We start from the raw sequence: 15594 nt of genomic DNA, 5'->3' as shown, positions 1-15594 counted from the left end.
AGGAAACGCGGGGAACAGAAAAGAAGGCGGTCGGTGCCGTTTGGCACCGGTCCGTATTTTTAATGCTTGATAGTTTCAAGCACATCAATCCAGCCGTGCCCTGTGCTGACCTCGCTGCCGTGTAACCAGCGCCGCAGCATGTTCATTGCCATCATCGCCACCACTTTCTGACGGGTTTCCAGGTTGTGACGACCACTATTGAATTTAACACGTTGTCCCCAGGTCGCTTCCGGTGTATGGAGCGCCACAGAGATCGCGTCTTCGCTCAGACTGCCGACGGACAGGGCAAGCTGAGTCTGCAAGCGCGTCGCCAGTGCTTGGGTGCGCATGACCTGAACATCCAGACTCTCGTCCTGCTGCGGCAGAATTTCGCTGGCGCTCAGGGGCACGTCAGCCGAAGCCAGTTGCCAGTAAAGTAACCCTGCGGTGTACTGTTCGCTGATCGCCAGCCGCCAGTGACGTTGATGCAGTTCCCGCGCCAGCAGTGCAGGCAGCCCCTCAGTGCCTTCAAATATCGTACACTCGGCCAGCAACAAACGTACCTGCTGCCAGACCTGCTCCATCGCGACGCGCTGTTCGGCTGGCCCCGTAAGTTTGATTTCGATAATCGGCATGGAAGAACGGTAGCCCATCAGCACGTTCTCCGGCAGCGGCAAGGGTTCAAGTTCATTCGCAATGTCGCTTTCTCCCCGGCCAAAGGTGGTCAGCCGCAGGCAAACGGGCGGTTCAGGCAGGTCGAACTTCGCTTTCAGACGCGGAATGATTTGTTGTTCGACCATCACCTTGAATTCAGAGGGAACGCCTGGCGTAAAGAACATCCAGCAGCGATTGAGTTGCAGTGCAAAGCCACAGGCGGTGCCGACCGGGTTATCCAGCATTTCGGCGTTAGCGGGAATTTCTGCCTGTTTACGGTTGCTCTCAGCCATAACCCGTCCTCGGCTGGCGAACCAGGCTTCCATCGTTTCCAGCCAGGCTTCCTGCATCACCAGCCCTACCCCGCTCGCTTTGGCCGCGGCCTGGGCGCTAAGGTCGTCAGTGGTAGGCCCCAGTCCACCATTCACGATGAGCACGTCCGCCTCAAGACTGCGGGCCTTTAGCGTTTCCACCAGCGACGACATTGCGTCACCCACCGTAGTCCGGCTGGTCATCGGCAGCCCGTGTTGAAATAACACATCAGCCAGCCAGGCGGCGTTGGTATCGACAATTTGTCCATGTAACACTTCATCGCCCGTGGACAGCATTTCAACTCTTATCACATTCATTCTCCTTGTGCCTGTCGCTTTACTTTAGAAAGCCCCTGAACAAAACACAATCTGCGGGCAGGAATTAACCGGGTAACGGCATTTTCAGGCAGGTGACAGAAGTGCGGAAGAACCAGAAAGGGAGAACGGACAGGACAGCGCCTGCCCGTTTTAGGCGATTGAGATTAGCGACGCGCCAGCAGCAGGCCTAATACCAGCCCTGCAGTAGCACCGATGCCAATGCCCTGCCACGGTTTTTCATGGACGTAATCATCAGCACGGTACGCGGCCTGTTTGGCACGGTAGTAATAGCTATCTGAGGCCTGGCTGACACGTGATTTAACATCTTCCAGCGCGCGTTCAGCTTTGGTTTTCAGTTCGATATATTTCTGATCGGCCGGATCACCTGATGACTTCAGCACTTCTTCCAGCGTTTCAGTCAGCAGTGCGATATCGTCGTCATAGCCCGTGTCGAAAGATTCAGTCTGTTTTACCATCATTTCCTCCATGTGAATTGCAATGCACCTGGTTAACTATAGCCATAAATGAGGGCTTTGCGCGGCCCCTTACCAGGAATCACCTGAAAATCGGCGCAAGGAAAGCGCACGCGCGTCAACTTATGGCAGGCTGTGATTACGCAAAGAAGTGTAAGAGATGACTTGCTTAAAGCAATTTCGCTTCGTTTATTTGATTTATCTGATAAATTTTCAGCGAACTGAATTTTTCTCTAAGCCGACTGTCGTACCCTGCTGTTGCCTGTAATAATCAGGCTCTGTGCTTCGACACGACAGTCACAACAAACTCGAAAAGCTAAGGAATGATCTCCGGCATGAATCGAAGAATGTTTATGAAAGCGTCAATGGCCTTCTCCGCGGTGAGCGGTATGACAGGCTTATCAACGCTATTCGCGCAATCCGCCTGGGCAGATGATGGCATTGCTGACGGAATCGCAGTGCGCTTCGATTTCGACGAGTTAAAAAAGAACGCGGCCGCACTGGCCAAAAAGCCGTGGGGTGGTCCACCGGGCCCGCTGCCGCAAACGCTGGCTAACCTGACGCCGCAGGCTTACAACGATATTCAGTACGATGCTAATCACTCGCTGTGGAACAACATTCCGAATCGCGAGCTTGATGTGCAGTTTTTCCACGTCGGCATGGGCTTTAAACGCCGCATCCGCATGTTTTCCGTCGACAGTGCCAGCCGTGAGGCACGCGAAATCCACTTCCGCACCGAGCTGTTTAACTACAACGATGCGAAAGTCGACACTAAGCAGCTGGAAGGCAAAACCGATCTGGGGTTTGCGGGCTTCCGTGCCTTTAAAAAACCTGAACTGGCCCGCCGCGATATCGTCTCCTTTCTCGGTGCCAGCTACTTCCGTGCTGTCGATGATACTTACCAGTACGGGCTGTCCGCGCGTGGCGTCGCCATTAACACCTTCAGCAATGGCCAGGAAGAGTTTCCGGACTTTACGGCGTTCTGGTTTGAAACGCCGAAAGCCGAAGACACAACCTTCACCTGCTATGCCTTACTGGATGGGGCCAGCATCACCGGCGCATACAAGTTTGTGATTCACTGCGAAGCCGAACGCGTGGTGATGGACATTGAGAATCATCTCTTTGCCCGCAAGGATATTCGTCAGTTAGGCATTTCGCCGATGACCAGTATGTTCAGCTGCGGCACCAACGAGCGTCGGATGTGTAACACCTACCATCCCCAGATTCACGACTCCGATCGTCTGGCAATGTGGAGCGGGAAAGGGGAATGGATTGCCCGTCCGCTGAATAACCCTCAGCGCCTGCAGTTCAACGCCTACGAAGATGAAAACCCGCGTGGTTTTGGTCTGCTTCAGCTTGATCATGACTTTGAGAATTATCAGGACGTGATTGGCTGGTATAACAAGCGGCCAAGCCTGTGGGTGGAACCGGTTGGTAAGTGGGGTAAAGGTGCCATCAACCTGATGGAAATCCCCACGACCGGTGAAACGCTCGATAACATCGTCTGCTTCTGGCAGCCCGCCGAACCGATCAAAGCGGGCAACGCGTTCAGTTTTTCGTACAAACTCTACTGGAGCGCACTGCCGCCCGTACAGAGCCAACTGGCGCGCGTGGATGCAACCCGCACCGGCATCGGCGGCTTCCCCGAAGGCTGGGCGCCAGGCGAGCACTTCCCGGATGTGTGGTGCCGCCGTTTTGCTGTTGACTTTATCGGCGGCGATTTGCAGGCCGCCGCACCAAAGGGCATTGAACCGGTGATTACCGTGTCCTCCGGCACCTTTAAGCAGGTTGAGATTCTGTATGTTGAGCCGATCAAAGGGTACCGTATACTCTTTGACTGGTATCCTGACAGCGACAGCGTACAACCCGTTGAGATGCGTCTGTTCCTGCGCACCAAAGACGAAACGCTGAGCGAAACGTGGCTCTATCAGTATGTGCCGCCCCCGCCAGACCAGCGTAAATACGTTGACGATCGCCAGATGACCGTCAGCTAACATGGCCATCTCACGGCATAATGCATCTCAGGCCTGGCGCCGGGATGCATTTTTTTTGCGTACGTGAAAAGAACACGCGACAGGCTGAGGGAGGAATAAAACCTTCAGGCCGTTAGCGCGGTTTATTTCCCCCCTGCTCTGCGCATATCAATATGGGGAATACCGTCCTCAAGGTAGCTGTCGCTGACCGCGACAAAACCGTGACGCTGATAAAACCCCGCAAGATGCGCCTGGGCAGAAAGAAACTGTGCATGCCCTGGCCAGTGCTGTTCACAGCTGGCTATCGCCTGCATCATCAACTGGTTACCTAAATTCAGGCCACGGGCTTTGCTGGAGATGATGACGCGCCCAATTTTTACCTCTGTCTCGGCGCGCCGGGGCGACAGGATGCGCGCATAGGCCAGCAGGTCATCCTGCGCCATGCCGAGGAGGTGACGATTCTCGCCCTGCAAATCCTGACCATCCACATCCAGATAGGCGCACTGCTGCTCCACTACGAAGACTTCACAGCGCAACGCCAGTACTGCATAAAGCTGCGGGACGCTTAATGCCTGCTGGTGCAGATCCAGCCAACTGATATGCATGTCTCATCCTCATTCAATAACCGACCCCTCACTGTAGCCTGCTAGCGGCTTTGCAGCCAGTGTTGATAACGCGCAGGCCAGGCCATGGTGGGTGTGCCGGGTTTCCCCATACCAAAACCGTGCCCGCCGGTTGGGTAGCGGATCATCTCCACATTTACGTGATGTTGCTGACAGGCTCGCGCCATGATCAGCGTGTTGTGGGGATCGGATATCGGGTCATCTTCGGCCTGCACCAGAAAAAAAGGCGGTGATGCTGCTGTCACCGTATTCTGCACCGACCAGGCGGCGTCTTCTGCCGCCGTAGGATGCGCCCCCAGCAAAACGCGGTGAGTGGATGTGTGCGTATAAGGCGCTTCCAGCGTAATGACGGGATAAATCAGCGCGGCACCGTCAACCTGAACAGGTGCGCTGTCCTGTGCCTCTGTCACCGCCCCCATGCGCGCACCCATCGGGCTGATGGCCATCCCGAGCAAATGCGCACCGGCCGAAAACCCCAGCACCGTTAACCCTGTTGCCTGTGCTTTGACCAGTTGCAGGGCACGCAGCGCATCCTGCAGGGCAACCCGGTTACCATCGCCCCAGTGTTCGGACGGCAGACGATAACGTAATATCGCCGCAGTGTAGCCGCGCGCCGTTAACCAGCGAGCCGCGGGCCAGGCTTCTTTTGCCATTTCTATCCGTTTATAGCCGCCACCGCCGGCGATTAGGACAACATGACCGTTCCCCATGCCCGGTCGTAAGACGGTTAAGGTGGGTACGGCGATATGACGCTCTGCGCCTGAAGGCGATGTCTCAACCGGCCCTTCTGGCCCGCCACCGCCGGGTGGCGTGCCGGGCCAGAGGGGAATAACGGTTTGGGCGACAGCGGCCTGCGCGGCGAATGACAGTGTGCTTTTTGCCGTCAGCAGCGTTGCGGTACACCCCAGCAGAAAATGTCGGCGATCCATAAGCAATGCTCCCCCTTATCTGTTCGCCCCATTTCAGCACGAAACTGTGGAAACAGAATGAAGATGCAGAATGAAAACGAAGAGAAAAGCGGACGCGACGTGATATTGCGAAGGCTATGCAAAAATCACCTGTGTCGATTTTCAGACAAAAAAATCAGGCCCGAAGGCCTGATTGATCGCAACAGCGTGACATTACATCAGCGGCTGGGCCATCTGCACCAGTCTGATTAATGGCTGCGGATAAACGCCCAGCACCAACACCAGAATCGCGGAGATCAAGACAACCACGCCACCGGCGGTGAAGGCCCAGTTGGCTGGCGTATCGCGGCTCAGCAATTCAGGCGGGCTGAGATAAAGACTGACGGTAACGCGTAGATAATAGTAAAGACCAATCGCACTGCCGACCACCACCGCACCGGTCAACCACCACAGGTTGGCGCTCACGCCAGAGGCAATCACGTAGAATTTACCGATAAAGCCCAGCGTCATGGGGATACCCGCCAGCGACAGCATCATCACGGTCATCACGGCCGACAGAATCGGACGGTGCCAGAACAGCCCGCGATAGGAGTAAAGTGAATCGGCATCCGGGCCACGATAAGGACTGGACATCAGGCTTACCACACCAAACGCGCCGAGGCTGCTGAACAGGTAACCGGCCAGGTAAACCCCTGCGGTTTCCAGCGACAGCTGATGATCTTTCACCGCAATCAGCGCGACCAGCAGATATCCCAGATGCGCAATAGAAGAGTAACCCAGCAGGCGCTTGATATTGCTTTGCGAAATCGCCATCAGGTTACCGAACAGGATGGAGACAAAGGCAATCACGGCCAGTACTGTCCGTACGGCTTCGCTGTCGGTCACCGGCGCGTACATAAACAGGCGCATGATAACACCGAAGATCGCAATTTTGCTGGCGGTAGCAAGGAAAGTAGAAACCGGTGCGGGTGCGCCCTGATAAACGTCCGGCGTCCACAGATGGAATGGCACCAGTGACAGTTTAAAGCCCAGACCGATAATCAACATGCCCAGACCGACCAGCAGCAGCGGCTCCTGAATCATGCTGTCCGTCAGACTTTTACCCAGGCTGACGAAGCCCAGGTTGCCCGAGTCAGCGTAAATCAGCGCGATACCAAACAGCAGGAAAGACGATGCCGCCGCCGACAGGATGGTGTATTTCAGGGCCGCTTCCAGCAAACGTTTCTGACGGAAGGCGTAACCAATCAAACCAAACAACGGCAGTGACAGCAGTTCAATCCCGATAAACAGTGATGCAAGGTGGTTAGACGCTGACAACACGATACCGCCCAGTGCAGCAATCAGAACCAGCAGATAAAACTCGTCCTTGTTGTCCGGGAACGTGGCCAGCCACGGATAGGCAAAAGTACAGGTTGCCAGGCTGGCGAGCATCACCAGGGCGGTATAGAACATCGAATACGCGTCTACACGCAGCAGCGGCGTGACATCCATCGCGCCAACCTGACCGACAAAATACAGTGACAGCAGCGCCAGGTTCAGGCCAACCACTGTTAGCGTGGCGTTAACAAAGTGGTTGCGTCGCCAGGCAATGGACAGCATCACAACCACCACCGTCAATCCGACGATTAACAGCGGCAGCAACGCGATCAATTGTTGAGGAGTTATTGTCATGGCGAATTACGGCCTTGTAGTTGAAATTGAAGCGGTAAACCACTGCTGAATATTGCTCATTGCAGCATGTGAGGTATCCAGAATCGGCTGAGGATAAACACCCAGCAGCACCAGCAGGACCACGAGCACCCCAATGGTCAGGAATTCACGCGCCGACATGCCCGGCAGCGGATCTTTCGATTTCGCTTCACCGTAGTAGGCACGTTGCATCATCACCAGCGAATAGACCGAGGCGAAAACCAGGCCAAAGGTCGCAATCACGATAATGACCGGAACGATCTGGAAACTGCCGGTCAGGATCATGAATTCCCCGACGAAGTTACCCGTACCTGGCATACCCAGATTGGCGACAGCAAAGAACAGGGATAACCCTGGAATCCATTTAATGCGCGACCACAAACCGCCCATCTGACGCATATCACGGGTATGCAGACGTTCGTAAAGCTGTCCGCACAGGATAAACAGCGCCGCTGCTGACAGGCCGTGCGCGATCATCTGTACAACCGCGCCCTGGAAGGCCAACTGGCTACCGGTGTAAATCGCAATCAGGACAAAGCCCATGTGCGAAATCGAGGTGTAAGCGATCAGGCGTTTGATATCCGTCTGCGAGAACGCCATCCAGGCACCGTAGAAAATCCCGATGATCCCTAACCACATCGCGATCGGTGCAAACTCTGCCGAGGCGTTTGGAAACAGCGGCAGGCTGAAGCGCAGTAAGCCGTAGGCGGCGGTTTTCAGCAGGATACCCGCCAGGTCAACTGAACCTGCGGTCGGAGCCTGACTGTGCGCATCAGGCAGCCAGCCATGAAGCGGGACAACCGGCATTTTCACCGCAAACGCGATGAAGAAGCCCAGCATCAGCAGGTACTCCACGGTGTGCGACATTGGCGTCTTCAGCAACTGCTCGTAGTTGAACGTCCAGACGCCCGTGGCGTTGTAGTGAACAAACACCAGCGCCAGAATCGCAATCAACATCACCAGACCGGATGCCTGAGTATAAATAAAGAATTTGGTCGCGGCGGTAATACGGGTTTTACCGTCCGATGCTTTATGTCCCCACAGCGCGATGAGGAAGTACATCGGCACCAGCATCATTTCCCAGAAGAAGAAGAACAGGAACATGTCAATGGCGAGGAACACGCCGATAACGCCGCCCAGGATCCACATCAGGTTCAGATGAAAGAAGCCCTGATACTTTTCAATTTCGTTCCAGGAACACAGCACTGCCATCAGGCCGAGCAGTCCGGTCAGCACCACCATTAACAGCGAAAGGCCATCAAGCGCTAACTGGAAATTAATGCCGAAACGGGGAATCCAGGGTACTGAGAAGCTCGATTGCCACTGCGGAATACCCGCTGCCTGCGTCAGTGAATAGCCCCCCTGCAACCAGAGTTGCAGCGAGAGCGCCAACGTCAGCCCCATGGTGATCAGTGCGATCCAGCGAGGCACCTTCGCGCCGAAGCGCTCGGTGAGCCAGCAGACGAAACCACCGAAGAAGGGTATGAAAATTAGCCAAGGTAATAACACGGCATACTTCCCTTTTTTTTGTCCTGGCTCGGGCTATCTCACTTGCCCGTTTCGCCCCCGGCAGTGCTCGCAATCCTCACGTACTTCAGTACGCTCCGGTTGCTGTGCGCTGGCGGTGGCAAAACGGACTGCGCCGATTACGCCCTTACATCAGACAATCTTTGACATTCTTAATGGGTAAGTTTTCACACCTACCCGCTCATCAATCTTTAAATTACCAGCAGCAGCGCCAGCACAACGACGGCACCAACGCTCATCGACGCGACATACCAGCGCAAATACCCGTTTTCACTGACCACCAGACCTTTATTGGCGATACGTGAAAGCAATGCAGGCAGGTTCATCAGGCCGTTAAGAGGATCGCGTTTTAACAACCACGCAATGCCCAGATACGGTTTGACGAAGACTTTGTCGTAGAGCCAGTCAAAGCCCCAGGCGGCGAACCACCAGGTGCCGAAGAAACGGCCCGGCGCACTGTTGGCCACGCTGCTGACCAGCTGACGCTTGCCCAGCCAGAGGGCAGCGGCGATAACGATGCCCGCAACCGCGACCAGGCCGGACGCGATCTCCAGCGTGACTTTACCGTTCTCACCAAACTCATTGGCCGGTAAAACGCCCGCCAGCGGTGGGGTAATTAATGCACCCACAAACGTTGAGAGCACCAGCAACACAATCAGTGGCAGATGATGGGTAATGCCTTTGCCCGCGTGTGCATGGATTTTCTCTTCGCCGTGGAAGACGATAAAGATCATGCGGAAGGTGTAGATTGAGGTCAGGAACGCCCCTACCAGACCCGCGACCATCAGGTTCAAATGGCCGTTCGCCAGTGCACCAAACAGGATTTCATCTTTACTGTAGAAACCGGCGGTAATCAGCGGCAATGCGGCCAGGGCAGCACCGCCGACCAGGAAGCAGGTGTACACCAGTGGGATGCTTTTACGCAGTCCGCCCATCTTAAAGATGTTCTGCTCGTGGTGGCAGGCCAGGATAACCGAACCTGAGGACAGGAACAGCAAGGCTTTAAAGAAGGCATGGGTCATCAGGTGGAAAATGGCGGCATCCCACGCCTGCACACCCAGCGCCAGGAACATGTAGCCGATCTGACTCATGGTGGAGTAAGCCAGTACACGTTTGATATCCGTCTGGACCAGAGCAGCAAAACCCGCCAGTACCAGCGTAATCGCACCGATAATGCCGACCAGATGCAGCACTTCAGGCGTCAACAGGAACAGGCCGTGGGTGCGGGCAATCAGGTAAACCCCTGCCGTCACCATGGTGGCGGCGTGAATCAGCGCGGAAACCGGCGTTGGACCTGCCATCGCATCGGCCAGCCAGGTCTGAAGCGGCAGCTGCGCAGACTTACCTACTGCGCCACCCAACAGCATCAGCGTGGCCCATTGCAGCATATGGTTGTCCGCCGCAAAGTGTGCCGGAGCCAGTTCCGCCATTTCGCGGAAGTTGAGCGTACCCAGTTCGTTGTAAAGGATGAACAACGCAAATGCCAGGAAGACATCACCGACGCGCGTGATGATGAATGCCTTCATCGCCGCCTTGCCGTTTTCCGGATTGCTGTAATAGAAGCCGATCAGAAGATAGGAGCACAGCCCTACCCCTTCCCAACCCAGATACATCAGCATCAGGTTATCCGCCAGAACCAGAACAACCATGCTGGCGATAAACAGGTTGGTATAAGCGAAGAAGCGTGAATATCCCTCTTCTCCACGCATATACCACGAGGCGAACATATGGATCAGGAAGCCGACACCGGTCACCACCGACAGCATGGTGAGCGACAGGCCATCCAGCGTCAGATTGACCTGAATATTAAAATTGCCGACATGAATCCAGGTCCACAGCGCCTGAGTGAAGACCTGCTGCCCGTGGGCAAAGAAGTCGAAACCCACAAACACCGTGGTGAGCGCAGCCAGCCCGACCGATCCCATGCCCACGGTCGCGGACAGGTTTTCTGACCAGCGGCCACGGGAGAACGCTAACAGCAGAAAGCCGATTAGCGGAAATAAGACAGTTAAATAGAGAAGGTTCATCCGCGCATCTCGCTCACAGTATCAATGTTCAGCGTCTGACGACGACGATAGAGCTGAAGCAGCAGGGCCAGCCCAATACTGGCTTCCGCTGCGGCGAGACTGATAGCCAGAATATACATCACCTGACCGTCAGCCTGTCCCCAGTAGCTGCCTGCAACAACCAGCGCCAGCGCCGCGGCATTGATCATGATTTCCAGGCTTATCAGCATAAACAGCAGATTACGGCGCAACACCAGCGAGGTCAGCCCCAGCACAAACAGCACCGCCGCCAGAATCAATCCATGTTGTAAGGGAATCATGCTTGCTCCTTATTCGCCTGCGCGGCATCGTTTGAACGGTTGCTCAGGACTTCGCCCTGGCGCTCTTCGCGGCCGAGGTGGAAAGCCACAACCAGGCCGGCCAGCAGCAGCATTGATGCCAGTTCAACCGCCAGCACATACGGGCCAAACAAACTGATGCCCACCGCTTTCGCATCGATAATTTTGCCGTCAATGCCCTGGTCATGTGCCGTCATGATGGCGTAGATCATCACTGCCAGCAGCAGCAACGAAACCAGGCCCGGACCAATCCACAACGACGGACTTAACCATTCACGCTCCTGTTTCTGTGTGGCTTTGCCCAGGTTAAGCATCATCACAACGAACACGAACAGCACCATGATGGCGCCGGCATACACAATAATTTCCAGCGCACCTGCAAAGTAGGCACCCAGAGAGAAGAAGACGCCAGCCACCGATAACAGCGAAACGATCAGGTACAGCAACGCATGTACCGGATTAGTGTGGGTGATCACGCGCAACGTCGTCACCACCGCCACCAGTCCGCAAAGATAAAACGCAAATTCCATGCCCTGCTCCTTAAGGTAGTAAGCCTTTGACGTCGATAGGTTTCGCTTCGTTCTCTGCGTCACCCTTATCTTTACCGTCAATTGCCATACCTGCCATACGGTAGAAGTTGTACTCCGGATATTTACCCGGCCCCGAGATCAACAGGTCTTCTTTTTCGTATACCAGATCCTGACGCTTGAACTCGCCCAGTTCGAAATCCGGCGTCAGCTGGATAGCGGTGGTTGGGCAGGCCTCTTCGCACAGGCCGCAGAAAATGCAGCGTGAGAAGTTGATACGGAAGAACTCTGGATACCAGCGGCCGTCTTTGGTTTCCGCTTTTTGCAGCGAAATACAGCCTACCGGACAGGCTACCGCACACAGGTTACAGGCAACACAACGCTCTGCACCATCAGGATCGCGGGTCAACACAATACGGCCACGGTAACGCGGTGGCAGGTAGACCGGCTCTTCTGGATACATCTGGGTTTCGCGTTTCGCGAAGGCGTGCATGCCAATCATCCAGATACTGCGCACTGTCGTGCCGAAGCCTACGACAATATCTTTTAACGTCATTTGTTACCCCTTACTGCGCTGTATAAAGAATCACTGCGGCGGTCGCCAGCAGGTTCAACAGCGTCAACGGCAGACACACTTTCCAGCCGAACGACAGCACCTGGTCATAGCGTGGACGCGGAAGCGCAGCACGAATCAGGATGAACATCATCATAAAGAACGCCGTTTTCAGGGCGAACCAGATGAACGGCGGCAGGAAAGGCCCGTGCCAGCCACCAAAGAACAGCGTCACAATCAGCGCTGAAACGGTGGTAATCGCGACATATTCGCCGACAAAGAACAGACCAAATTTCATACCGGCATATTCAATGTGGTAACCGTCAGCCAGTTCCTGCTCGGCTTCGGGCTGGTCAAACGGATGGCGGTGACAAACGGCCACACCCGCGATACAGAAGGTCACAAACCCAAAGAACTGCGGGATGATGTTCCACAGATGCGTCTGACTGTTGACGATATCGGTCATGTTGAACGAGCCCGCCTGCGCTACCACGCCCATCAGTGACAGACCCAGGAACACTTCGTAACTCAAGGTCTGCGCAGAGGCACGCATCGCACCTAACAGCGAGTATTTGTTATTACTCGACCAGCCCGCAAACAGCACGGCATATACAGCCAGGCCCGCCATCATCAGGAAGAACAGCAACCCGATATTGAGATCGGTCACCACCCAGGTCGGTGAAACCGGGACGATAGCAAAGGCCAGCAGCAGGGAAACAAACGCGATGACCGGCGCCAGCGTAAAGATAAAGCGATCGGTGAACGGGGGAACCCAGTCCTCTTTAAAGAACATCTTGATCATGTCAGCAACCAGCTGCAACGATCCGCCCCAGCCCACACGGTTTGGCCCATAGCGGTTCTGAAACAGGCCGAGCAAACGACGCTCGGCGAAGCTCATAAACGCACCGCAGGCCACCACGACCAGCAAAATCACCAGCGCTTTACCAATGGCGATCAGAATGTCGATAACATCCGGTGTTAACCAGCTCATTGCGCCGCCTCCTGCAGAGAATCAATTTTTGCATTCGCCAGGAAGGGCGGGACACCCGGCATACCGAGTGGAAGCCCAACCTGCCCTGCCTGCAAAGAAGCCGAGAAACGCACTGGCAAACGTACGGTTTCACCTGCACAGGTTAATTCCACTGCTGCACCGTTATTCACGCCCAGCTTCGCGGCATCTTCCGGGTTCAGAACCAGGGTTGGTGCCGACATGCGCTGCTGGATAACCGGCGCACGCTGCGTCATTTCTTCACTTCCGAATAACTGGTAGTAAGGCGCGACGCGGAACTGACCTTGCGTGGCATAGGCTTCTGGTACGCTACTGAACCAGGCAAGCTGCGCATCGCTGGCTTCGAACAAACGCACACCGGGATCGCCATGACGCAGTTTCCCGCCCACTTCATCCTGGAATTTGTTCCACGCCTGCGGTGAGTTCCAGCCTGGTGCCCACGCAAACGGAATTTGCGAACGCGGGGCGCTCGGCTGGTTGTTTCCTTCCATCGAGAAGGCAAACATGGTGTCCTGATCCTGCGGCTGACGCGGCTCGTGCACGCTGATATTCGCGCGCGCAGCAGTACGCCCACTGGCACGATGCGGAGAACGCGCCAGCTTCTGACCACGAATACGGAAGCTGGCATCCGGCGCCGCATCCTTGATCCCTTTCAGTTGTGGCAGACTTGCCACAACGGCATCAATGACATGGTCCAGTTGCGTCCAGTCAACGTGACGGCTTTCCAGCGCGCTGTGCAGCGAGTGCAACCAGCGCCAGCTTTCCAGCATCACAATGCTGTTATCGTAGTAGGCAGGATCGTACACCTGGAAGAAGCGCTGTGCGCGGCCCTCATGGTTAATTGACGTACCGTCGCTTTCGGCAAAACTGGCAGCGGAAAGCACCAGTCCGGCTTTTTCCACCGTGGCGGTGCGCTGATGATCGACCACAATCACGTTAGCCGCATGGTTCAGCGCCGCATCGACCTGCGCTTTTGGCGCATGGCGATACAAATCGTTTTCCAGCACCACGACCGCATCGGCTTCGCCGTTCTGCAGTTGTTCCAGTGCCTGATCCAGCGTATTACCCCCCATCAGGCCCAGGCCCATGCTGTTAGCATGACCAGCCAGCAGGGTGATACCGACGTCTGCACCGCGCGCTTTCAGGGCTTTGGCCACGTTCGCGGCCGCTTCGATCATGGCACTGCTGCCTGAATGCACGCCGGAAATGATTAGCGGTTTTTTGGCACCGGCCAGCGCCTGTACCACCACATCCAGCTTACCGTTCAGCGCACTGTCGAAATCGCTGACGGCTGGCGCACTGTCGTCCAGCGCGTGGGCAATCGCAAAGCCAAGACGCGCCTGTTCTTCAACCGGGGCACGGTAGCTCCACGCCGCGATGTCGTCCAGACGGGTTTCATCGACGTTGGTGACAAATAACGGATGCTTAGCGTGCTGACCGATATTGAGGATCGCGGCGATCTGCCAGTCTGCGACTTTCTGCGCAGCGGCCATTTCGCGGGCTTTGCCTTTTACTGCCTGACGCACTGACAGGGCCACGCGTGCGCCAACCTGTGTCAGGTCTTCGCCTAACACCAGCACCGCGTCGTAGCTCTCGATCTCGCGCAGTGAAGGCGTATAAATGCCGCCTTCACGCAGCACTTTCAGCAGCAGTTCAAGACGCGCCTGTTCACCCGCGGGCATACCGGTAGAGAAGTTTTCCGCACCGACCAGTTCGCGCAGAGCAAAGTTACTTTCGATGCTGGCACGCGGCGAACCAATACCAATGACGCGCTTCGCCTGACGCAGGACATCGGCTCCGGCGTTAACGGCCTGCTCGGCATTCAGCTTCACGCTGTCGTTGCCACGCAACTGGACCGGATGGCGAGGACGATCTTTCAGATTGACATAACCGTAGCCAAAGCGACCACGATCGCACAGGAAGTAGTGGTTAACGCTGCCGTTGTAGCGGTTTTCGATACGACGCAGTTCGCCGTAGCGCTCACCGGGGCTGGTGTTACAGCCTACGCTGCACTGCTGACAGATGCTTGGCGCGAACTGCATATCCCATTTACGGTTATAGCGTTCGGAGTGGGTTTTATCGGTGAACACGCCGGTCGGGCAGATTTCGACCAGGTTACCGGAGAACTCGCTTTCCAGCGTGCCGTCTTCCGGACGACCAAAATACACGTTGTCGTGCGCACCATACACGCCCAGATCTTTACCGTCGGCATAATCTTTGTAGTAACGCACGCAGCGGTAGCAGGCGATACAGCGGTTCATTTCGTGCGAGATGAACGGACCGAGATCCTGATTGCGGTGAGTACGTTTGGTGAAGCGATAGCGGCGGAAGCTGTGGCCTGTCATGACCGTCATATCCTGAAGATGACAGTTACCGCCCTCTTCACATACCGGACAGTCATGTGGGTGGTTAGTCATTAACCACTCCACCACGCTTTCACGGAACTCTTTCGCTTCGCCATCATCAATTGAGATGAAGGTGCCATCGGACGCCGGTGTCATACAGGACATGACAAGGCGGCCGCGGGTGTCTTCAGCGTTCTGGAATTGCTTCACCGCACACTGGCGGCAGGCACCCACGCTTCCCAGCGCCGGATGCCAGCAAAAATAAGGAATATCAAGGCCCAGAGACAGACATGCCTGTAGCAGGTTGTCCGCTCCGTTCACATCATATTCTTTACCGTCTACATGGATAGTAGCCATAGTG

The 15594-nt window shown here is 55.7% G+C and carries 13 protein-coding genes; 1 reads left to right on the top strand and 12 read right to left on the bottom strand.

The features are described from left to right. Positions 1-59: 59 nt before the first annotated feature. Both RAC60_RS18735 and elaB read right to left on the bottom strand, forming a co-directional pair. Positions 60-1256 carry a nicotinamide mononucleotide deamidase-related protein YfaY gene (locus RAC60_RS18735; RefSeq protein WP_054687646.1) on the bottom strand — a complete coding sequence of 399 codons (1197 nt, stop codon included), beginning with the start codon at positions 1254-1256 and terminating at the stop codon, positions 60-62. Between the two features lie 170 nt (positions 1257-1426). After that, the gene (gene elaB / locus RAC60_RS18730) at positions 1427-1738 is read right to left on the bottom strand and encodes a stress response protein ElaB (protein ID WP_033740963.1); all 312 of its coding nucleotides are present in this window, start codon (positions 1736-1738) and stop codon (positions 1427-1429) included. Between the two features lie 332 nt (positions 1739-2070). On the opposite strand from elaB, the gene RAC60_RS18725 reads away from it, so the two are divergent. Further along, positions 2071-3729, top strand: coding sequence for a glucan biosynthesis protein D (locus RAC60_RS18725; RefSeq protein WP_006120012.1), 1659 nt, complete (start codon positions 2071-2073; stop codon positions 3727-3729). Positions 3730-3851: 122 nt separating this feature from the next. On the opposite strand, the gene RAC60_RS18720 is transcribed toward RAC60_RS18725, so the two are convergent. The 10 genes from RAC60_RS18720 to nuoG form a co-directional block, all read right to left on the bottom strand. After that, positions 3852-4313 (bottom strand): GNAT family N-acetyltransferase, encoded by a 462-nt coding sequence (locus RAC60_RS18720; RefSeq protein WP_054633423.1) that lies wholly within the window; start codon positions 4311-4313, stop codon positions 3852-3854. Between the two features lie 41 nt (positions 4314-4354). Then, the gene (locus tag RAC60_RS18715; protein WP_205955515.1) at positions 4355-5260 is read right to left on the bottom strand and encodes an alpha/beta hydrolase; all 906 of its coding nucleotides are present in this window, start codon (positions 5258-5260) and stop codon (positions 4355-4357) included. A gap of 192 nt (positions 5261-5452) precedes the next feature. Next, a complete protein-coding gene (gene nuoN, locus RAC60_RS18710) occupies positions 5453-6910 on the bottom strand; it encodes an NADH-quinone oxidoreductase subunit NuoN (RefSeq protein ID WP_375094135.1) in 1458 nt (485 codons plus the stop codon). 6 nt (positions 6911-6916) lie between these two features. Further along, positions 6917-8437 carry an NADH-quinone oxidoreductase subunit M gene (gene nuoM / locus RAC60_RS18705; protein ID WP_375094134.1) on the bottom strand — a complete coding sequence of 507 codons (1521 nt, stop codon included), beginning with the start codon at positions 8435-8437 and terminating at the stop codon, positions 6917-6919. Between the two features lie 209 nt (positions 8438-8646). Next, complete coding sequence (nuoL, locus tag RAC60_RS18700; protein WP_033740625.1) at positions 8647-10482, bottom strand: NADH-quinone oxidoreductase subunit L; 1836 nt, start codon at positions 10480-10482, stop codon at positions 8647-8649. Continuing rightward, complete coding sequence (nuoK, locus tag RAC60_RS18695; protein WP_028724970.1) at positions 10479-10781, bottom strand: NADH-quinone oxidoreductase subunit NuoK; 303 nt, start codon at positions 10779-10781, stop codon at positions 10479-10481. Before nuoK ends, nuoL begins: the two co-directional genes overlap by 4 nt. Beyond that, positions 10778-11329 (bottom strand): NADH-quinone oxidoreductase subunit J, encoded by a 552-nt coding sequence (gene nuoJ, locus RAC60_RS18690; protein WP_006120019.1) that lies wholly within the window; start codon positions 11327-11329, stop codon positions 10778-10780. The genes nuoK and nuoJ overlap by 4 nt, the downstream gene beginning before the upstream one ends. A 10-nt stretch (positions 11330-11339) precedes the next feature. Next, complete coding sequence (nuoI, locus tag RAC60_RS18685) at positions 11340-11882, bottom strand: NADH-quinone oxidoreductase subunit NuoI (protein ID WP_006120020.1); 543 nt, start codon at positions 11880-11882, stop codon at positions 11340-11342. Positions 11883-11892: 10 nt separating this feature from the next. Further along, a complete protein-coding gene (gene nuoH, locus RAC60_RS18680) occupies positions 11893-12870 on the bottom strand; it encodes an NADH-quinone oxidoreductase subunit NuoH (RefSeq protein WP_033740629.1) in 978 nt (325 codons plus the stop codon). Then, a complete protein-coding gene (nuoG, locus tag RAC60_RS18675; RefSeq protein ID WP_054633420.1) occupies positions 12867-15590 on the bottom strand; it encodes an NADH-quinone oxidoreductase subunit NuoG in 2724 nt (907 codons plus the stop codon). The genes nuoH and nuoG overlap by 4 nt, the downstream gene beginning before the upstream one ends. Positions 15591-15594 lie beyond the last annotated feature (4 nt).

The sequence above is a fragment of the Pantoea sp. BR_17 genome, assembly GCF_041955125.1.
Taxonomy (GTDB): Bacteria; Pseudomonadota; Gammaproteobacteria; order Enterobacterales; family Enterobacteriaceae; genus Pantoea; species Pantoea stewartii.
The sequence above is the reverse complement of the archived record's forward strand: the minus strand, read 5'-3'. Positions and strand labels throughout refer to the sequence as shown.